The following is a 20,513-nucleotide window of genomic DNA, read 5'->3' as shown; positions in this document are numbered from 1 at the left end:
CTCCCGAACCCCGACTCCCGGCCCCAATGCCCCCCTACGCCGGTCCATCCACCGCAGCCCGTAGCGGCGAAGTCGCCGACACGTTGCGCCTGATGGCGTACCTGGCGTTGGCGCTGACCCTGATCGTGCTCGATCACCGCGGCGGCTGGCTCAATCAAGCGCGCAAACAGACCGCGACCCTGGTCGCGCCGCTGTGGGCGGTCGCCGGCTGGCCCGGGCGGCTGATCGAGCGGGTCAGCGACGACGCCGGCACCATGAGTCAGCTGACCGAAGAAAACCGCAAGCTGCGCAACGACGCGCTGGTCAATCAGGCGCGCATGGCGCGGTTGCAGTCGATCGCCGCCGATAACCTGCGTTTGCGCGGGCTGTTGGAAGCGGCGGAACGCGGCAATCTGGACGTGGTGCTCGCGCCGATCCTCGATATCGATCTCGACCCCACCCGCCAGCGCCTCGTGCTCGACGCCGGCAGCCGCGACAAGGTGCGCGTGGGCCAGAGCGTGATCGATGCCGGTGGCTTGCTCGGCCAGATCACCGGGATCACCCCGCTGCATGCCAGCGTGCTGCTGATCACCGACCCCTCGCATGCGGTGCCGGTGGTGGTCGCGCGCAACGGCGTGCGCCTGGTCGCGTACGGCGAAGGCCGCAGCGACAGCCTCAACCTGCGCAGCGTGCCGCTGTCCAGCGACGTGCGCGTCGGCGACATGCTGGTGACCTCGGGCCTGGGCGGACGCTTTCCGCCGGGTTTCCCGGTCGGCACCATCGCCGCGCTTAAGCCCGATGACAGCCGCGCGTTCCTGGTCGGCGAAGTGAAGCCCGCCGCGCAGCTCGATCGCGGCCGCGAAGTGCTGGTGCTGCTGTCGATCCCGCCGCCGCCGGCCGACCTTACCCAGTTCGACACCCAGCCCGCGCTGCCCGAAGCCCAGGCGGCGTCGAGTCCGGCCGCGCAGGCCGCGGCGACCCGTGCAGCGGCCGAAGCCGCTGCCGCGGTCGCGGCCGCGGCGGCCAAGCACAGCGCGAGGAAATCCAAGCCGCCGGCCACGGCTGCGTCCAATACGGCCGCGCGTCCCGGCGCCGGAGCCGGCGCAGCCAACACACCGGCCAGCAACAGCGCGAACGGCACGCGCGCCGCGGCCAATCAGGCCGCCGCCAGCCGCAACCCGCGCCCGCCCGCCAGCGGAACCGCCGCGAACGCACCCGCATCGCGTCCCGCGCAAACCGCGCCGACCACCACCCGCCCGCCCGCCGCCGCGCCCACGCGCGACGCCGCATCGCCGCCCGCCGAGAACCGCCCGTGACCCGCGCCCGCCACCATTGGGTGTTGCCGACCAGCCTGGTCGTCGCGCTGGCGCTGAGCCTGCTGCCGATGCCGCAGGTGCTGCTGCCGCTGCGGCCGTACTGGGTCGGGCTGGTGCTGGCGTACTGGGTGATCGAAGACCCCGACCGGGTCGGCCTGGGCTTCGCGTTTCTGGTCGGCCTGGCCGGCGACCTCGTCTCCGACGGCCTGCTTGGCGAACAGGCGCTGCGGCTGGTGGTGATGACCTTCATCCTGCAGCGCTTCCGCGCGCGGCTGCGCTTCTTCCCGCTGTCGCAGCAGGCGCTCGCGGTCGGCGGTCTGATGCTCAACGACCGCATCGTCACCGCCGCCATCCACATGGTCCTGCGCGAACCGGCGCTGCCGTCGGCGTTCTGGTTCTCGCCGCTGACCGGCATGCTGCTGTGGCCGTTGATCTTCCTGCTGCTGGACGCGCTGCGTCTGGGCAGCTGGCGGAGACGCTGAGATGGGCCCGCGCCGCCGCCTGCTCGGACGTCATCCGCTGAAGAAGCGGGTGCTGAAGAACACCGCGGCCGAGGCCGACCAGTTCCGCCTGCGCGCCGCTGTCGCCTTCGCCTGCGTGCTGATCGCGGTGATCGGCCTGGGCTTCTGGTACTTCCGCCTGCAGGTGTGGCAGCACGACGACTACGCCATGCGCTCGGAGGCCAACCGGGTCAAGCTGCGCCCGGTGGTGCCCGGCCGCGGCCTGATCTACGACCGCCAGGGCCGCATCCTGGCCGACAACGTGCCGGCGTTCCGGATCGAAGTCACCCCGAGCGAAGCCGGCGACAGCGAAGACTGGCTGCCGCAGCTGGCCAAGGTGGTCGCGCTGACGCCCGAGGACATCGCGCGGTTCGAAGACGAACGCCGCGCCTCGCGCGGATTCAAGCCGATCGTCCTGAAGATGCGGGTCAGCGACGAGGAAGTCGCCGCGTTCGCGGTCGACCGCTGGCGCTTCCCCGGCGTCGAACTGGTCTCCTACCTCAATCGCCGCTATCCCTACGGCGAATTGTTCGCGCACGTGATCGGCTACGTCGGCCGCATCGACACCAAGGACCAGGAGGCGATGGGGCGCAGCGTGCTGACCCACACCGGCAAGACCGGCCTGGAACGCTCCTACGAAGAACAACTGCGCGGCCAGATCGGTTACGAGCAGATCGAAACCAACGTCGACGGCCGCCCGATCCGCCAGGTCGGCCACGTCCCGGCCAAGCCCGGCGCCGACCTGCGCCTGAGCATCGACCTGGACCTGCAGCGCGCGATGGTCACCGCGTTCGGCGACATGGACGGCTCGGCGGTCGCGGTCGACCCGCGCACCGGCGAAGTGCTCGGCATGGTCAGCCTGCCGAGCTACGACAGCAATCTGTTCGTCAACGGCATCTCCAGCGTCGACTACAAGACCCTCAACGACGACCCCTCGCGCCCGCAGTTCAACCGCAACGTGCTCGGCGGCGGCCCGCCGGGCTCGACCATGAAACCGTTCATGGCCCTGGCCGGCCTCGACAGCGGTTTCCGCCGCGCCGAAGACAAGACTTTGTCGACCGGCGAATTCCATATCGCCGGGCAGAAGCGCGGCTATCGCGATTCGCACGGCGGCGGCCACGGTTGGGTGGACTTGCGCGAATCGATCGCGCAGTCGGTCAACACCTACTACTACAAGCTCGCGCTGGAGATGGGCATCGACCGCGTCGATCAGTACATGACGCGATATGGTTTTGGCCAGAAGACCGGCATCGACCTGTCCGGCGAAAACATCGGCATCCTGCCGTCGCCGGCGTGGAAGGCGAAGAACAACAAGAAGAAAGAAGGCTGGTACCCGGGCGAGACCGTGATCGCCGGCATCGGCCAGGGCTATTGGGTGGTGACCGCGCTGCAACTCGCGCGCGGCACCGCCGCGATCGCCGACGGCGGCAACCTGCGCCAGCTGCATCTGGTGCGCGAGATCCGCACCGGTTACGAATCGCCGTGGGTGCCCAAGGTGCTGCAACCCACCACCCGCATCACCGACAACCCCGCGCATCTGCAAGCCGTGCACGAAGGCATGGAAGCGACCATCCACGGCGGCCGCGGCACCGCGACGATGATGGCGCGCGGCGCGCCGTACCGCATGGCCGGCAAGACCGGCACCGCGCAGAAGGTCAGCCGCAAGGGCAACGTCAGCATGAATCCGCATTCGCTGCCGTTCCATCTGCGCCATCAGGCGCTGTTCGTCGGCTATGCGCCGGCCGACAACCCGACCATCGCGGTCGCGGTGGTGGTCGAACACGGCGGTTACGGCGGCAGCACTGCCGCGCCGATCGCGCGCAAGATTTTCGACGCCTGGCTGCTCGGCAAGATGCCCGAACCGATCGTGCCGAAGGACGCGCCCGCGCCGACCGTCGCGCCGCTGGCCGCCAACGGCGCCGCGCCTAAGCCCAGCGCCACCTCCAAACTCGGCGAAGCCGCCGCGCAGGCCGAACAGGACGCACCCAAGGGCCGCGCCGTCGCGGTCAACGGCGCCTGGGCCGAATCGGTCGCGCAGATCAACGCGCGCGTCGCCAACCAGCCCGGCCACACCCCGCAGGTGTTGCAAGGCCCGTCGATGCTGCGCCCGGCCTTGCCCGGCTACGTGCCGGAGCAGACGCCGAGCGAAGCGCCGCGCAGCGACGACGCGCTGATCGAACCCGACCTCGACCCCGATGCGGCCGACGACGACGCGGCGCCGGTGACGGCGCCGACCACGGGGCCGCGCCGGTGAAAGTGATCCTGCGCTACCTGTGGGACATGACCCAGCGCTTCACCCGCACGCTGGACCTGATGATGCTCGCCGCCTTGATCGCGTTGATGGCGATCGGCCTGGCGGTGCTGTACAGCGCCGGCGAACACTCGATGCGCATGGTGCTCGCGCAGGGCTCGCGCTTCGTCATCGGCCTGGCCGCGATGTGGGGTCTGTCGCGCATGTCGATGCCGCAACTGCGCAACTGGACCCCGGTGATCTACGCCGTGTCGATGATTCCGCTGCTGCTGGTGCTGGTGGTCGGCACCGGCAAGCACGGCCGTCACTGGATCGACCTGAAAGTCTTCTACTTCCAGCCGGCCGAACTGCTCAAGCTGAGCCTGCCGATGATGGTGGCGTGGTACCTCAACCGTCAGGCGCTGCCGCCGAAATTCTTCAACGTGATCGTCGCCGCCGTGCTGATCGGCGTGCCGACCGTGCTGATCCTGCTGCAACCCGACTTCGGCACCGCGATGCTGGTCGGCATCAGCGGCGCATTCGCCTTGTACCTCGCCGGCCTGTCGTGGTGGTGGTTCGCCGCCGCGTTCGGTGGCGTCTCCGCGATCGCCCCCGTCGCCTGGTTCTGGCTGCTGCGCCCGTACCAGAAAGACCGCATCCTGACCTTCCTCAACCCCGAGACCGACCCGCTGGGCACCGGCTGGAACATCATCCAGTCCAAGATCGCGATCGGCGCCGGCGGCATGACCGGTAAAGGCTGGCTGCAAGGCTCGCAATCGCACCTCAACTACCTGCCCGAACACACCACCGACTTCATTTTCGCCGTACTCAGCGAAGAATTCGGCTGGGTCGGCGTGGTTACCGTGCTGGGTCTGTACCTGTTCGTCGTAGGCCGCTGCCTGTGGATCGCCGCCGACGCGCGCGACGGCTACTCGCGATTGATCGCCGGCGCGTTGGGCTTGGCGTTCTTCGTCTACGTCATCGTCAACGGCGGCATGATTTCCGGCTTGCTGCCGGTGGTCGGCGTGCCGATGCCGTTGCTGAGCTATGGCGGCACGTCGGCCGTATCGCTGCTGGCCGGCCTGGGTGTAGTCATGGCCGTGCGTGCGCACAAGCCCGTGCACGGCGGCCGCTGACCACCCGTTCGCCGCGCAACCCCGGAGCACCCCTGTAGGAGCGGCGCAAGCCGCGACCGCGACCCCGCAACAACGACGAATCACCCAACGCCCGCCGCAAGGACCCACCCATGGGCTGCGACCTCTACCTCTACCCCGAACGTCGCGATAGTGAAGGCACCTTCCAGAAACTCCCCACACCGAAGGACCTGGACCAGCGTAACTACTGGCGCTACAGCTTCCTCGCTGGCGCACGCAATTCGTTCAACATCGTGCCCATCAGCGAACCGCGCGGCTTGCCCGCGGATGTCAGCGCCTACGTCGCATCCAACGCGGACCTTCAAGAAGGCGACACGACGATGCATTCCTGGCTGAGCCTGGAAGAGCTGCTCGCCTTCGACTACGACGCACCTTTGCGATTCCAGCAAGGCGGCCGCGGCCCGAACTGCGCCGAAGCCACCTACCGCGAATTCCTCGACGAACACTTTCTGCCCGACCTGATCGAACTGCAGTCGTCCGGCGCGGAACGCATCGTCTTCTGGTTCGTGGGCTGAGCACCCGCCCCCTGTAGGAGCGGCGTGAGCCGCGACCACGAACCCCACCACCCGCGCCACTCACCCGGCCGACCGCTCCCGCCCGCGCGACCGCTTTCCGCCATCGCCCGCCGCATCGTCCGAACCCGCCGCCCGCGCATCACCCGCCAACTGCTGCGCCAACTCCGGCCGCTGCAGGCAGAACCGTGCGTTTGCCGCTAACTCGCCCCAGCGCTGGGCGGATGCCAGTTCGTCGTCCGCTCGTTCGATCAAACGGCGTTGGTGTTCTGTCGAGAGCGGCTGTTCCAGCAATTCCAGCGCAACATCCAGCAAATCCCGCGCTTCGCCAACGGCACGATAGTGCAGGTCGGCGGCTTGGGTTTGCAGGTAGTCGAGTAGGCCGGGCTCCAGTCGAGCGAGATGCGCCGCCGATTGCGGCATCTCGGGGCTGGATTGCAGCAGTCGCAGCAATAAATCAGCAGACGCAGAGAAGGGGCTGAGCTGAGGCATGGGTGCATTCCTTGCAATGTGGTCGAAGCAACGTCAGTTCGCCGGATCGCAAGGGCAGGGCGGCCGACGCTCAAGGTAGTTATATCGACTTTTCCGATATCTAGAAAGTAGATATAGCGTCGTTTTGGTCTGAGCTACAGGAAGGCCACAACAAATGCCTAAGAAGTCAGTCCATCAGGACGAACACACGGTGCTTGTCCGTCTGCTCAAGGAGATGCGCCAAGCCTCTGGCATCACGCAGGTGGCGTTCGCGGAGGCGTTGGGACGATCTCAGTCGCACATCAGCGACATCGAAAGCGGGACTCGTCGCTTGGACTTGGTCCAGCTCCGGGACTATTGCGCGGTTTGTGGCGTATCTCTTACGGCGTTCGTGAAGCGTTTCGAAGTGGCGCTTCGCTAGATCCTTAGATGAACTGACGCGCCTCGGCAGGGGGGCGGCATGGAGTAATTTGAAGAGATTCACTTTGACTCTTGCGTTTTTTCATGTGGAAAGGGAATTCGCCAATGCCGAGCAAGGATATTCAGCTGGAATTGAGACGATGGTTCAATGGTACGGGTTTGCCACTGGAAATATCCGTTGCCAGGTCCCTGTTTCAAGCGGGATTTGGAACCTTGCACTCTGCTGTCTATTTAGACCCTGAGGCAGAAAAGGGGAGGGAGATTGATGTTCTAGCTTATAAGACAGACCCTTCTGGCTGCTTTCGTGCATTTATCGTGGTGGAGTGTAAGGCGAGCGATAAACCTTGGATTGTCCTCACCAACAGGCATCAGTACGGCGAGCACACAGCGCTGTCTTTGTCTTTGATGTCTCAACGCGCTCGACATTCAAGAGGTGATGAAATTTTCGAAAGTTTAGAAGCGTTTAACTCAGTATTCGGCAGGTCTAATGGTGGATATGCGCTGAAGCAAGCATTCTCAGGGCAAAATGATCAAGCATATGTTGCGTGTATGAGCGCTCTAAAGGCATCGGTAGCACTAGTTTCTCGTCAGAATGACGATCTGAGTTTTGCATTTCCTGTGATAGTGGTGGACTCTCCGATCTACGAGTACAGTGAATCGGAGGTTGGTGAGCAAGTTTTCAAAGAAGTGACTTCAAGTTTCTTTGAATTTAGCGCGTACTTGGATACCCATGTGCGAACGTTGATTAGAGTCGTTTCGAAAGAGGCGATCGAAAAGCATGCGTTGCAAGCACGGGCCATTGCCGGGAAGTATGAGGAGATTTATTCCGGTGAAATTTCTCGCCTTCTTAGTGCTTCAGGCATCAAGAGGTAGGTCGGAAATGGAAAGCGAGAAAAATAAAGCAGGGGCCAGAGTGGACTTATTCAAAGTCCACTCCAAAACAAGGGTCAGAGTAGTCTTTCTCTCTATTGCATGAGAAATGCCACTCTGCCCCCTGCTCTCTGGACTTTCGCTAAGTCCACTCTGACCCCTGTTTTCAGAATTGAACCTGCCCCGTTCTGCCGATTCCACGAACCTTGACTCGAGGGAGTTCTATGAACCGTCTCATCTTCTTAACTGCCGTCGCGCTGGCGGGATGCTCAACCCATCCGGTTGCTCTCGACAAAGCTGCGGCAGTGCCGGCGGATAAAGTCTTCGCCTTTCAGTCACCCGATATCGCAGCCAGTGGAAAACTGGTCATTGCACGGGATGCGGGATACATGGCCAGCGGGTGCCCCATGGCCTTCTACATTGATGGCACGCTGGCAGCTCATTTGCGTGCGGGCGAAACGACCACTCTGACGGTGCCCGCAGGCAATCGTATTCTTAGCGCTGGCCCTGCGGGCAAAGGTATATGCACTTGGGGCAACGAACAAGCTCATCGCCGGGAAACGTCCTATGCAGTGGAGGCCGGTACTACGGCGAAGATCAGACTAGCGATTACCCACGAAGGTGTGATCCAAGTGACGCCGACGGCATTCTGAGGGCAATACTAAAACGCGGGTCAGAGTGTTCTTTCTCTCAAAGAATTGAGAAAGGCCACTCTGACCCCTATTTTCCGCACAGGGTTCCGATTCGGTGCCCTTACACCAAGGATGTATTTTTCCACTCCGGAAGGCAAACGAGTCCTTCCGTAAGGCCTCGACGGCCTTCCGTAGTCGCGCGGACAGATTCAAAAGCACGAAGAAGCTTCTCCGGAACACCATTCGGCTTTGGAAAACAGGGGTCTGGAAAACAGGGGGCAGAGTAGTCTTCTCTCTATTGCATGAGAAATGCCACTCTGACCCCTGTTTTCCCCGGAAGTGAGTTCCGCATGTGATGCATTGATGGGGAGTGGTGAGCCAGTAATTCCCTTGCATGTGGTCTTTCCTCTCGGATTTCAGAGGTGGAAGTGTCGTCGTTAGAGCCGACTTTGGAATTCCACTTTAGTCCTGTTTGACGCATTGAAAAATAACAATAGCCAAGTATCTAGCTCTAAAGCCTTGGCCAACAAAGATGGCCGCATAGAGTCAAATCCTGCGTTCAATAACTTGATCTAGGTACGCAAAGGCTAAGCCGACTGCTGCGCAAATTAATTAGTTAAAGTATTGAATGCCAATTCAAATAATCGAGTACATCGTAGCAAGTAGAGGAATGAGAATGTCCATAAGCAAAGCTGAACTTGAAGTCATGAACGATCTTCTCGGTAAGGGCAAGAAGATCGCAGACATAGCAAAAAAATATCCCCAATACGACTACCGAGAAATATATTGGCAAGTTAACGACTACAGTTTTCTGGGAAAGAAGCGGGCGATTACTAATCGTTTGAAGCGATTGGTGAAGGAGAAGACCATGGAACAACGGCAAGTAACGGCGGACGAGGCGCAGGAGTTGCTTGATACGCTCTACAAACAACTTAAACATAATAGCGAGATGTTGATCGAAATCGACCGAATACTCCGCGGCGAAAAGTAGTGTGCGGCCACTTGTCAAAGTGGTCTGCTATCTGATTTTTGACAGAGTGGATGTCCGTAAGGAATGTATTTGGACGCACCCATGATTTAATCAGAATTTGTACAGCACATTGCTTGGGAGTTGGGCGCTGAGCTTCGGCTCTTGAGAGTCGCTGGGGTCAATTTCTAGGCAGTGGCCGGCGTAGTCGTTCTTTCTATGATGTGAAAAAAGGGATCAGAGTGGCCTTTCTCTCTATGAGTAGAGAAAGGCCACTCTGACCCCTGTTCTACGGTTATGGAGCCTGTCGAGTGGGACGGCAGTCGTTGTGAAAATGCATTGGCGCGCCGGCCCATGCAAGCGAACAAGATATTAACGATACAGCGGTGGTCGGTCGTCAAAATAGTCTATAAGACGCACAAGGAACTGGGTGTCCAATGAATACAGCAAGCAAGATATCGCCGACAAATCCACGTCTTGGGGCACTCTTGTCGGATGTGAGTCGCGGGAACATAAAAATCCCTGCGTTCCAGCGGGAGTATGTTTGGAAAGATGATCAAATAATGAGCCTGCTGGACTCGATTTATCGAGGCTATCCTGTCGGCTCGTTATTGCTTTGGAGTACTAAGGAGACTATCAATCATGAGAGAGATGTCGGTGGTTTTGCACTGCCATTGACGCCCATGGATTTTCCGGTCAATTACTTACTGGACGGTCAGCAGCGACTGACGACACTATTTGGAGTTTTCAATTCCGACGCTGCCACGAAGGATGCGGAACTGGCCTCTCGATTCGACGTTTCCTTTGTCCCCGCAACAGAGGAGTTTCTTCATTCAAGCGTAGCTGATCCAGCGAAAAGCATCAATTTAAGGACGATTCTAGACACCACAAAGCTGTTGCCAGAATTGGGGCGTTTCTCGTCAGAGGATCAAAAGGCTGTCGCTACTCTGACTGAGAGATTCAAGGACTATGAGTTTCCTGTGGTTACAATTCGGGACCGAACAAACATTGAGGTTTGTCGAATCTTTCAACGTATCAACTCTTCCGGTACGAGGCTTTCAACACTGGAATTGCTGTCTGCTTGGACGTGGTCTAATGAGTTCAATCTCATCAACGAAATAGCTGGGCTACTCGAAAAGCTAGAGGATGTTAACTACGGGGAGCTGAGTGAAGAACTTGTCCTCAGGTGCTTGACCGCTGTCGTGGTTGGAAAAATTGATGCGGAAGAATTGGTGGATATTCCGCCGAGCGATCTGATTGATGGTATGAGTCGGCTTAAACAGGCAATATTCGCATCTGTGGATTTTCTCGAAAAGGAACTGCGAATAAAAAACGTGGTATTCGTGCCTTTCCCCATTATGCTTGTCTCTCTCGTTGGATTTTTTTCCCGTAACTTGAAGCCTGACGCTTCGCAGCGTGGTAGTTTAAAACGTTGGTTCTGGCATTGTGCATTCACTCAAAAATACAAAGCCGGTACCAACACGGCGGTGCTAGAAGATCTTAGGAGTATGGAAAAGCTGGCTGAAGGAAAAGCGGTTTTTGATGAGGTCGCTAAAGTCAGTCCTGATATTTTTAGGAAGACATGGCGAGTAAACTCCACCGTTGCGAAAGCGTCGATTTGTATGTTGGCTCAGATGGAGCCGCGTAGTTTTTTGACTGGTGCGCTGGTGGATCTTGGCGTGGCGATGTCAGCGTACAACGCGCGTGAGTTTCATCACATATATCCTAAGGCCCATCTTTCGGCGCAGGGCATTCAATTTCATCAATCGAATATCATTGCTAACATTTGCTTGCTGAGTTCGTCAGATAACAGGGCGATATCTGATGAAAGCCCGGTCACTTACATGGCAAAGATTCCAAGCGAAAAAAAGGCGGATATTGCGGCGGGGGCTATTATCCCGATGGAAGTGTTCTCGGGCACGAAGAGTTATGCGGACTTCATTGCAGCGCGTTCCGTTGCGCTCGCAGCGGCTGCAGAAAAATTGATTTTTACTGGCGGTGTTTAGGTAGAAAAAGCAGGGTGGGATAAGCTTTCATTCTATGGGTCAAGAAAGGCTACTCGGCTCTACTTTTGATCTCCTTGGTGCTGGTTCGCCTGGAAAAATCCAATTATGGTTGGAATGGATCTGCGATGAGTTGATAAAAAATTCGGCGCCCACCGAGGGCGCCGAGTAAGGAGGAGTAGGATGACAGGCGAACTGTCACGCGCCCCCCGACTTTTCACTGCCAATTAGGGCAGTGTATTTAAGGTAGCCCGCACCGGCCGAGAGAAAATAAACCCATCGCGCCGATCCCAATTGACCGACCACGTCATCACGCCGCGGAAGGTGGGATAGGCCTGCTGCGGCCGGATGGTTCCGCAATTCTGCAACCGCGTCAGGCAGTTCAGCGCATTGGCGATCGTGGCCGACGAGGCCTGTCCGCTGTTGGCCGAGGACGGGCCCGAGGGCAGTCCCAACGCCACCTGGTCCGGGCGCAAGCCGTTGAAGGCGACGCCGGTGCCGTTGTTGGTTCGGAACCCTTCGATCAGCATCAGGCTGGCGCCGACCAGCATGTCGACCGAACCCTCGGCCAGGCCGTTCTGGCTGTACGGCGTGTACAGCGCGCCGTTGTTGTAGTACTGCACGTGGATCAGGTCCAGCTCCTGGCGCAGTCCGTCGATGATCGGCAGGTACGCGCCCCAGATGCCGCTGTAGGCGGTGAATCCGCCCTGCACGTACGGGTGCTCGGGCGCCATCGACAGATAGAACGACGGGCCGATGCGCGTGTTGAGCTGCTTGATGGCGGTGACCAGGTTGGTCTGCACGGCCGCGCCGTGGATGACGCCCGCGCCGCTTTCCAGATCGATGTCCACGCCGTCGAACCCGTAGTAGCGGATCAGGTCTTCCATGCTGTTGACGAAGTTCGTCACCTGCGTCGCATTGTTGAGGGTCACCGTGCCGTTCTGGCCGCCCAGCGACAGCACGACCTTCTTGCCACGCGCGCGCGCCGCGGCCACGTCGGTCCGGAACTGCGCTTCGGTGCCGGCGCCCGGATCGACCGTGAAGCTGACGGCGCCGTTGCCCGCATCGTCGCCGAAGGCCACCACGATGACGTCGAAGTCGTTGGAGACCTGGCTGATCGGGATGGTGGGGCCGGACGGATTGGTGAAGTTGTGCCAGTAACCCACCAACGCATGCCGCGGCAAGGTGTTGTCACTGCCACCAGCGCTGGTGGTCGCGCTGATCTGCGTGCCTTGGGCCGAGGCGTTGCCGGCGTTGTCGCGGGCGCGCACGCGGAAGGTGTAGGCCGTGGACGCGGTCAGGCCGGTGTTGCTGAAGGACGTACCGGCGGGCGAGCCGACCAGCGTGCCGTTGCGGTAGACGTCGTAGCCGGCGACGCCGCTGCCGCCCGCGTTGTCGGTGGAGGCGTTCCAGCTGAGGTTGACGCTGGACGAGGTCACCGACGTCGCGGCCAGTCCGGTCGGCACGCTCGGTGCGGTGGTGTCGGGCGTCCCGGTATTGACGGTGATGTTGGCCGCCGCGGACGTGGTGGTCGCGCCCGCGTTGTCGGTGGCGACCGCGGTGATCGCGTAGCTGCCCGCGGCCGCGTTGCTCCAGTTCGCGCTGTAAGGTGACGTGGTATCGACGCCGAGCGAGGTGCCGCCACGGAAGAACTGCACCTGAGTGACGGTGCCGTTGGCATCGGCCGCATTCGCCGTGACGGTGATGGTGGCGCCCGCGGTGAAGGTCGCGCCGTTCGCCGGGGCGGTCAACGTGACCGTCGGCGGCGTGTTGCCGCCGGCGCTGCAGACACCCAGATCCTGGTAGTAGCCGCAACTGGGGCAATGCGTGGGCGGCGTATTCCAGATCGAGGTCGTCGCCTGGTACAGCCGCCCCTGATACACGAGCTTGCTGCCCGCGTTATAGATGGTGGACGGATTCCATTCGGCGATCCCCGCGCAGCTGACGTTCTGCGCATGCGCGGGCGACAGCCCGGCCGCCAGCAAAACGCCGGACAGCAAGATTCCTGTCAATCGGATACTCATGAGGTGTGTTCTCCAGATACCGGGTGGATAGGGAAGGAGGCGGGCGCGCACGCGCCAACCTTTACCAGCCACGCGGCAGACGTGCTGCGGCGCGGCTGTTCCCCCCAGAGAACAATGACGACAGTGGTGCGGTCAGTTGCTGATCCGCGAAGTGCGCCGCATGCGTGTGCAGCGCTATCAGGCGCTGCCGACTGTGGTGCGCGGCGACCGGCCTGTCAAGTTATCCACTTTCGATTAATGCGGTGGTCGTCACGCTGCGGAATATGCTGTCATGCAGCGATGCGCGCGAGCGTCTGCAATCGTGTCGCACATCGGATAAACAGGGGGCGCAGTGGACTCTCCGTAAGTCCAATCTGATCTTTGTTTCCGCCTATTACCGGCCCCCTGTTTCGGACCCCGCTTCGTATCAATCCGCCTGAGAGTTCTCCATGAGCGTCGGCTACATCCTCGTCAACGCAACCCTTCGCGAACAGATCGCGTTCCGCCACCTGCCGGCATCGACCAAGCGCGAGATTGCCGGGCATCCGGCGGCGGCCGCCGTGGTGGCTTGGTATTTGTTGGAGCACCCCGGCGACGCCATTGCGTTCGTCAACGATCACGACGACGTGTGGCCGTTCGCGAGCGGCGCGTTCGGTGACTTGAGCGACTACGCCGACCTGACGGACCCGGTCGTCGCGGATCTGATCGCGGCCGGCATTCTGCGCGACGAGGGCATGGGCTATGTCGATGAGGACGATCCGACAGTCTTCGTCCGGAAGTTGACCAACATCTGGGGCTCGGACGATACGGTCGAATCCGGACCACACGGATCAACCTAGTCTTCTGCCTTGGACGTGAGAACGACCGCGCCTCTGTTTCCCTTCTTTTCGGTGCCCCGTGCACTATCGGTATGTATTTTTTCCATTCCGGAAGGCAAACGAGTCCTTCCGTAAGGCCTCGGAGGTCTTCCGTAGTCGCGCTGAGAGATTCGAGAGCACGAAAAAGCTTCTCCGGAATACCGATTCGGCTCTCGTGAAAGCCGAATCGGTGTTCCGGAATCCGATCGAGCCCTTCCGGAGCCCCAATGTGGTGCATGCGAATCCCGCGCTGGTCTTTGGTAATGCCGAAAAGAGATTCCGGAAGCCCGCGACGGGCTTCCGGAGTGCTTCGCTGGTATTCGCGAACACGAAATTCGTCTTCCGTAAGACCGGAACGGCTTACGCGATTACCGAATCGGTATTCCGAAGCAGCGTCGCGGTGTTCGGGAGCAACGCAGCGGCGTTCGCGTGCACCCGCGTGGTGCACGCGAAGGGTGGCGCGGCTCAAGCCAGAAGCCAAAAGCCCCGGGCCAGAGTCGATTTCTCAAGAACGCTCAACGCCGTGCTGCTTGCGCCTGATCAGCCAGCGGACTTGATCAACCAACATTGAGCCTAGTTTCGCTCTCCGCACTAAGGCAGCGTCGCCAGTATGGAAGGGAAAGCTGGGGCGCGTCTCAATGCACATTGTCCGAAAAGCGGTTTCGGCCTTCCCTGGAAGCAACGACATCTTCTCCCCAAGGCAATCGACATGCGAACTGGAAAAATCGTCGTATCAGCGCTCGCGCTATTGTTGATGTTGCCGGCCTGTTCGCTAGCCAAAGACCCCGGGGCGACGCAAGGCGCCGCCAAGATAAGCGCCGCGCAGAAGAGTCAGGAGCCGTCCTATCCCGCGGCACTCATAGGTCAGTGGGAACCAGGCCCCAACCCCTGCAAACTGCCGCTGACTTACGACAGCGACGGCGGTTTCAAGATCGCCGCCCGTCGGCTGCAAGGCTACGAGCACTCCGATACGCCGAAGCAGGTCCAGCAGATTTCCGCGATGCCGAAGGCGTGGCGTATCGAGGCGATAGAGGAACACGACGAAGACAAAGACCCGGTCGTGGATATCTACGTCCTGAGCGGCGACTACTTGACCGTGACGGACGGCGAGCGATCCACGACCTACAACAGGTGCCAGTGAGGCGAGTAGTGAGGAGTAAGACGGCTAATAGTGGCCTTTCTCTCTTTGGGTTGAGAAAAGCCCCGCCCGCCCCGTGTTTCACTGAAAACAGGAGCGGAGTGGGCTTCAAGTCCAGACAGCAGACAGAATAATTTTCTCCTTTAGAGCCGAGAAAGGCTAATCTGACCCTGTTTCGCGACGCTAGCCGATCAACTCAAGAAGGATTCCCATGGCGCTGAGCACGGAGCTGGACAAAGCGTTGAATCGCCGAGACGTACATAAGCAAGGCCACGAGTTGAGACGGCTTGCGACCATGTTTTCCAAAAATTCGCTTGATGGGATGCGCGTTGCCTTCAATAACACGGACACTAGTGGATACAGCGATTATCAAGTCGCCTTCGGGTGGATCGACAAGCGCCCGTATGCTGAGCTTCAGGGGTTGCAGTCTCGCGTGGAGCTCGGTGATCTAGCCATCATTGCACTCAACAAAGTCATCAGTCCTAAGCGACCGCCCCGCGACTTCACCGGTCGTTGCGCTCTGATGCAGGCGAAGCTTCAAGAACCAAACATATCCAATGCGCTCACGGTTTTATTCGGAAAAATCGATAAAAGTTCTCTCAATCAACAATATCTTCTATCGAATTGGGGTTGCTTCGATCTGTTTCCGCACAGCGTCGGCGGTCAAAAGATTGACACGTTTCATCTGAATTCAGGTCCGGGCTCCTACGGGTGGTTTATGGCTGCACACCGTGACTTCAACCACGCATGCAAGCAAAGCGCTGCTTGGCTTTGCGGCGCACCAATGGACGGAACAAGCTGCGATTACACAATTGGTGAGGTGATCGCCGCTGTCGCTTCATTTCGTCCCGATATCGACATTGGCGCCCGGTGCGTGCTCACCCCGGATCTTCACGGAAAGTCCTGCGACTGGGACAAACTGGTGGCTACATTGATCCAAGAATGCGTGTGCGCAGAGCTTCCGGCTGTAGCTCAAGCCGTTGCGGGATCTGGTAGTCGTATGGCGGGCATCCTCAAGATGATGTCTGCGGATACCCCGCTTGACCTAACCGTGCAAATGGCACAGCAGCCGCTGCGAAGCCCGGTGGAGACTAAAGACGGTGCGAACGTCTCTGCGGAGGACGCAGACGGTGGCTGGGATGCGGGCGAAGACCGCATGGGTGTACTGCTGATTACCCGCGTCGTGAGCGAACCGCACTAATCGTCAGTCGTTACAGACAACGGCAAGCATCGTCTGATGAAGGAAAAAAGGGGCAGAGTAGTTTTTCTCTTTACGAGTCGAGAAAGACTACTCTGGCCCTGTTCTACTGCGAAATGCCGAGCGCATCGTCCGTCGATGACTCAGCAGGTCATATGGAAAAGGTGCATCCCTAAAGTACTTCTCACGTCCGCGCGTCGAGCGCCAACAAGAGAGCGGCACATGATCAACGCGGGACGCTGGGCATTGATCCTGATGTTCTGGTTTATAGGCGTAGCGTGCGCGCTGGCTGGCAAGGTGTCGTTGCCGGGTGTCGTGACTTTGCTGTCCGGCGTTACATTGCCCGTGATCGCATCCAACTGGGCGTTCTCCCGCTCCCGCGCACGTCAGGGTAAGCCAGACGATTACACCGAAAGTCTGGCCGATTGGACTCACCTCAGCGGCCCGGATATCGCCGTATTGGCGCTGGCGGTGCTTGCGGGCGTGGGTTTGTTCGTCAGCGCTTTCGTCGTGTTCGGCGTAGGCGGCTGACCGTCAAGCGGACGCGGAAAAAACGCCCGGCACTCCGGAACTTGCCGATACTCCGCCTTTAGTCTTTATCGCTCAGCGCCGAAAAAGACCGCTGTGTCGTCTGTTTCGTCTGCTTCGTCTGTTTCAATCCCTTTTTTTGTCACTGAGCCCTTAGACTTTAAGTAAAACAGGGGCTGGGTGGACGCTGCCAAGTCCACTCAATCCCCTGTTTTCGTTCTGATCTGACTCAGCCATCCGCAAGGCCATGGGCGTATCACGGCGCGAGATGGTCAGTTGATCTAATGGATCGCGGCGGTACATCGCGGCTGCCGCTTTAGCCTCTACGAGCCGTCTGCAGTCCGCTTATCAAGGCAACTGCCAAGTTGCAGTGTCCCTGCGGTTTGAATCGAAGCCCACTGCCTATTTTTAGAATGGAGATGCACATGGATAGACGAGGATTCATCACGGTGGGCGCCGCGGGCGTGGCGTCCATGACGCTGCCGCAGAGTTCCGCATTCGTGCCGGCGCGCACAAGCGCGGACGCGGCTACGCCGCAGTCGATCGGCGGGGCGCCCGCGCCCGGTTCGCAATCGCTGCTGGCGACTACCGCCGGTTCGTCGGATGTGGCCAATCTCAAGCAGGCGCCGTACCTGGCGGCGGGCGATGGCGTCACCGACGACACCGCCGCGGTCCAGATGTGGCTGACCGACATTTCCCAGAACCGCAAGACCGGCGTGGTGCCGCCCGGCAACTACAAGCTCACCGCGCCGGTGACCGCGGCGCGCGGCGATTTCTGGCGAATCGTCGGTCACGGTCGTTACGCCTCGGCGTTCTTCTACGCCAGCGCGAATACCAACGTGAACATCTTCGAGATCGGCAATGCCGCGGCCAACTCGAACGGCGTGCAGATCAAGGGCATTTCGATCTTCTCCTACTACGACATGACCGGCGGCTTCGCGCTCAAGGCCAATCGGTTGGCGAATTCGTCCATTACCGACGTCACCTTCGGCGGCGAGTTGTACGCGAACTACACGGCGAACGGTGTATGGCTCAACGGCGCGCATCAGGTCTTTCTGACCGACTTCGACTGCCAGACCAAGGGCGACGGCATCCGGGTCAACGGCATCGATCTGCAATCGTGCTCGGACCTGTATCTGGACCACGGCTACTCGACCAACAACGGCGTCTGCGGTGTGCGCTGCGCGGGCGGCTTCGGCGGTCTGTATCTGGATGAGGTCGAAACTCTGGCGAACGGTACCGCCAATCTGATCATCGACAATTCGCAGCCGTCCGCGTCGCTGCCCGGTAACCGCGAAATCATCCTGGGCGCGAACTACATCGCCGACGGCGTCCACACGGTGTCGTCGTACGGCATCTATATCGACGATCCGGCGGCAAGCGGCGGGACGGTCGTTTCGCACGGTTTTATCGGGAGCTCCAAGCTGCACGGCGTCTACATCAAGACCTGGCCGCAGAGCAGCTTCGTCATGGGCGCCGGCCGTATCTTCAACAACCTTCAAGACGGCGTGCGGGTCGACGATGCGTCGACCTATGTGGTTCTCGGCGACGGCGTCAGCATCGACAACAATCGTGGTTGGGGCGTTCAATCGGTGCAGGGCAGCGAGAACGCGCGCATCTCGGCGCAGTTCGCGAGCAACAACCTGGGCGATATCTCCGAGAAGATCGGTGGCTGGCGGCAACATGCGCCCACGGCCGTGCCGCAGTCGGGCAGCTTTCAGGCGACGTGCGAGGTCCATTGGTCCGCCGAGGGCAAGACCATCCATTTCTCGGGCCACGTGGTCATCGCCAACAATCAGACCGCCAGTGGTTCGGTCATCGTTCCGCTACCCGTGCCGGCCCGCGCCAACAGCGTCCAGGTCTGCGGCGGGCGCGCGGACGCGGTGTCGGGGAAGATGCTGCAGGGCGTGATCCGCGGCGGTTCGCTGACCCTGGTGGCTTACGACAACACCTATCCGGGCCAGACCGGCGAGCGCCTGTGCTTCTCCGGGACGTACGAGGCCGCGTATTTGAACGAGGGTTATCGCTGATCCAGCGGCGCTGATTCCTAATAGGTAGCGATGGGCCCGTTCGCTCGTGCTGTGAGCGGCGGGCCCAAATTTTTTTCGGCGGACGAGATTGCATCAGGCTCGGATGATTGAGGTAAGCCGGCCAGGTCATGGTGCGCTCCAAACTTGGCCCGGCGCATACTTCAGTTCCGGGGTCGAAGTGGATCCCGGGGAAGTCGGTTCTGCCTTCCGTATTCGGCGTAAGCGACCAAACGCCACGCGCACGCGCAAGGCCGGAAAGGTTTGTCCAGGGATCAGGGGTAAGCCATGAGGTTTGACAGCGATCTCGCTCACAAGCACAGCGCCAATCATCGGCGGGAATTGGAAACCAGCGTGTTGTGCGGCTGTTTCTACTGCTTGTCTACTTTCGCTCCCGCCGCGATCGATGAATGGATCGATGCGCCGGACGATGCGCCGGACGGCAGTGATAGCGAAACCGGCACCACGGCCTTATGCCCGCGTTGCGGGGTCGACGCGGTGATTGGGTCGGCATCGGGCTTTCCGATCACGGACGAATTCCTGAGCGATATGCGCAGCCGTTGGTTCCCAGGGATGTGACGGGAACGTCGTGGGAGCGGGGCGCAATCGCTCTCTTTCTTGACGCCGAGAGAGGCCGCTTTCTCTACACTCACGGCTCGCCCCGCGGATCGAGGAGCCGACCATGCACTATTCCCGCCTTTGCGCACTGCTGATCGATTGCAATACACCGGACATCGATCAGGCCGCCCAATTTTGGGCCGATGCGTTGGGCCGACCAGTCGATCCCGATCATCCGGGAACCCGCGGCAACTACCGCATGCTGGAAACGCCACCGGACGAGCCGATCGTGCAGATCCAGAAGGTCGAGCATGAGAGCCGGGTTCATATCGACATCGAGACCGACGACATTCCCGCGGAGGTGGCGCGGCTGGAGGCTTTGGGCGCGCGCGTGGTCGATCGGCTGGAGCGATGGGTGGTGATGCAGGCGCCGACGGGGCAGCGGTTTTGCGTGGTGCGGGTTCAGCGCCCCGGATTTCCCAAGAACGCGTCGGCCTGGGATTGATTGGGCGAATGCGGATCGGCACAGTGATTGCCGGAACGGTTCGCTCAAGGCGCTGACAGTGTTGAAATCAGTGTTCCAAGCAATCCATGCCGGCGGCGATGCTGATCAACCGATACACAGCGCTCCACGACCTGAAAGGTGACTCATGGAACTCGGTGCATTTTCCGTCAGCCTGACTGTGAAGGATATCGAGACGTCCCGATCGTTCTACGAGAAGCTCGGCTTCTCGCCGATGGCCGGCGATCAGGCGCAGGGCTGGTTGATCCTGCGCAACGGGTCGACCGTGATCGGTCTGTTTCGCGGGATGTTCGACAAGAACATCCTGACCTTCAATCCGGGCTGGGATCAAAGCGCCAGCGCGTTGGCGTCGTTCACGGATGTGCGCGAGGTGCAGAAGTCGTTAGAGGCGCAGGGCGTCGAAATCACTACGCGAGCCGACCCGGACAGCACCGGCCCGGCGCATATCATCCTGTCCGATCCCGACGGCAACGTGATCATGCTCGATCAGCACGTTTAACTCGATCCGCCGGTTGGGCCTGCGTCGGTGTCGCTCGGCGTAGAGGTTGCCGATCCGCTGCATCTATGCGGTAGCGTTTCAACATCAGCGTAGGCGAGAGCAGGGGCCTGGCCACCGCCGGACACGCT

At 60.5% G+C, this 20,513-nt stretch carries 20 protein-coding genes and 1 pseudogene; 19 read left to right on the top strand and 2 right to left on the bottom strand.

The genetic code is table 11. The features are described 5' to 3' along the window. Positions 1-26: 26 nt before the first annotated feature. From mreC to ASD86_RS02405, 5 genes and pseudogenes are all read left to right on the top strand, one after another. Positions 27-1,295, top strand: a complete 1,269-nt coding sequence (mreC, locus tag ASD86_RS02425; protein ID WP_056106467.1) for a rod shape-determining protein MreC — start codon at positions 27-29, stop codon at positions 1,293-1,295. After that, positions 1,292-1,777, top strand: coding sequence for a rod shape-determining protein MreD (gene mreD, locus ASD86_RS02420; protein WP_036101614.1), 486 nt, complete (start codon positions 1,292-1,294; stop codon positions 1,775-1,777). Before mreC ends, mreD begins: the two co-directional genes overlap by 4 nt. Position 1,778: 1 nt before the next feature. Beyond that, a pseudogene (mrdA, locus tag ASD86_RS02415) lies at positions 1,779-3,653 on the top strand (penicillin-binding protein 2); the annotation flags it as partial. 392 nt (positions 3,654-4,045) lie between these two features. Then, positions 4,046-5,161 (top strand): rod shape-determining protein RodA, encoded by a 1,116-nt coding sequence (gene rodA, locus ASD86_RS02410; protein WP_056106463.1) that lies wholly within the window; start codon positions 4,046-4,048, stop codon positions 5,159-5,161. A gap of 110 nt (positions 5,162-5,271) precedes the next feature. After that, on the top strand, positions 5,272-5,694 hold the full coding sequence (locus tag ASD86_RS02405) for a hypothetical protein (RefSeq protein ID WP_056106462.1): 423 nt from the start codon (positions 5,272-5,274) through the stop codon (positions 5,692-5,694). Between the two features lie 60 nt (positions 5,695-5,754). Here the strand turns inward: ASD86_RS02405 and ASD86_RS02400 are convergent, their stop codons facing one another. Continuing rightward, complete coding sequence (locus ASD86_RS02400; RefSeq protein WP_056106460.1) at positions 5,755-6,183, bottom strand: hypothetical protein; 429 nt, start codon at positions 6,181-6,183, stop codon at positions 5,755-5,757. Between the two features lie 154 nt (positions 6,184-6,337). Between ASD86_RS02400 and ASD86_RS02395 the strand changes: the two genes are divergently transcribed. From ASD86_RS02395 to ASD86_RS02380, 5 genes are all read left to right on the top strand, one after another. Continuing rightward, positions 6,338-6,583, top strand: coding sequence for a helix-turn-helix transcriptional regulator (locus ASD86_RS02395; RefSeq protein ID WP_056106458.1), 246 nt, complete (start codon positions 6,338-6,340; stop codon positions 6,581-6,583). A gap of 104 nt (positions 6,584-6,687) precedes the next feature. Further along, positions 6,688-7,455, top strand: a complete 768-nt coding sequence (locus tag ASD86_RS26340; protein ID WP_157476039.1) for a hypothetical protein — start codon at positions 6,688-6,690, stop codon at positions 7,453-7,455. Between the two features lie 221 nt (positions 7,456-7,676). Then, positions 7,677-8,105 carry a hypothetical protein gene (locus ASD86_RS25685; protein WP_082577982.1) on the top strand — a complete coding sequence of 143 codons (429 nt, stop codon included), beginning with the start codon at positions 7,677-7,679 and terminating at the stop codon, positions 8,103-8,105. 685 nt (positions 8,106-8,790) lie between these two features. Then, entirely contained in the window at positions 8,791-9,075 is a 285-nt protein-coding gene (locus ASD86_RS02385) for a hypothetical protein (RefSeq protein ID WP_157476037.1), read from the top strand. A gap of 413 nt (positions 9,076-9,488) precedes the next feature. Continuing rightward, the gene (locus ASD86_RS02380; protein WP_056106452.1) at positions 9,489-11,057 is read left to right on the top strand and encodes a DUF262 domain-containing protein; all 1,569 of its coding nucleotides are present in this window, start codon (positions 9,489-9,491) and stop codon (positions 11,055-11,057) included. Between the two features lie 224 nt (positions 11,058-11,281). On the opposite strand, the gene ASD86_RS02375 is transcribed toward ASD86_RS02380, so the two are convergent. Then, positions 11,282-13,078, bottom strand: coding sequence for a glycosyl hydrolase family 18 protein (locus tag ASD86_RS02375; protein ID WP_157476035.1), 1,797 nt, complete (start codon positions 13,076-13,078; stop codon positions 11,282-11,284). 428 nt (positions 13,079-13,506) lie between these two features. Here ASD86_RS02375 and ASD86_RS02370 point away from each other — a divergent pair, with 428 nt between their 5' ends. From ASD86_RS02370 to ASD86_RS02330, 9 genes are all read left to right on the top strand, one after another. After that, the gene (locus ASD86_RS02370; protein WP_056106450.1) at positions 13,507-13,896 is read left to right on the top strand and encodes a hypothetical protein; all 390 of its coding nucleotides are present in this window, start codon (positions 13,507-13,509) and stop codon (positions 13,894-13,896) included. A 193-nt stretch (positions 13,897-14,089) separates the two neighbouring features. Further along, positions 14,090-14,485, top strand: coding sequence for a hypothetical protein (locus ASD86_RS02365; protein ID WP_157476033.1), 396 nt, complete (start codon positions 14,090-14,092; stop codon positions 14,483-14,485). A gap of 39 nt (positions 14,486-14,524) precedes the next feature. Continuing rightward, entirely contained in the window at positions 14,525-15,055 is a 531-nt protein-coding gene (locus ASD86_RS02360) for a hypothetical protein (protein WP_162253595.1), read from the top strand. Positions 15,056-15,263: 208 nt separating this feature from the next. Further along, positions 15,264-16,253 (top strand): hypothetical protein, encoded by a 990-nt coding sequence (locus ASD86_RS02355; RefSeq protein WP_056106445.1) that lies wholly within the window; start codon positions 15,264-15,266, stop codon positions 16,251-16,253. Positions 16,254-16,472: 219 nt separating this feature from the next. Further along, positions 16,473-16,781, top strand: coding sequence for a hypothetical protein (locus ASD86_RS02350; protein WP_056106443.1), 309 nt, complete (start codon positions 16,473-16,475; stop codon positions 16,779-16,781). Positions 16,782-17,203: 422 nt separating this feature from the next. Then, positions 17,204-18,808: a hypothetical protein gene (locus ASD86_RS02345; protein WP_157476031.1), complete on the top strand. Its 1,605-nt coding sequence runs from the start codon at positions 17,204-17,206 to the stop codon at positions 18,806-18,808. 285 nt (positions 18,809-19,093) lie between these two features. Then, a complete protein-coding gene (locus tag ASD86_RS02340) occupies positions 19,094-19,384 on the top strand; it encodes a hypothetical protein (protein WP_056106439.1) in 291 nt (96 codons plus the stop codon). A gap of 103 nt (positions 19,385-19,487) precedes the next feature. Further along, positions 19,488-19,868 carry a VOC family protein gene (locus ASD86_RS02335; protein WP_056106437.1) on the top strand — a complete coding sequence of 127 codons (381 nt, stop codon included), beginning with the start codon at positions 19,488-19,490 and terminating at the stop codon, positions 19,866-19,868. A 145-nt stretch (positions 19,869-20,013) separates the two neighbouring features. Beyond that, positions 20,014-20,385, top strand: a complete 372-nt coding sequence (locus tag ASD86_RS02330) for a VOC family protein (RefSeq protein ID WP_056106435.1) — start codon at positions 20,014-20,016, stop codon at positions 20,383-20,385. The last annotated feature ends 128 nt before the right edge of the window (positions 20,386-20,513 follow it).

Origin of the sequence: Lysobacter sp. Root690 (genome assembly GCF_001427785.1) — a bacterium.
Lineage (GTDB): Bacteria > Pseudomonadota > Gammaproteobacteria > Xanthomonadales > Xanthomonadaceae > Lysobacter.
Note: the sequence above shows the minus strand (reverse complement) of the source record. Positions and strands in the feature narration are given on the sequence as shown.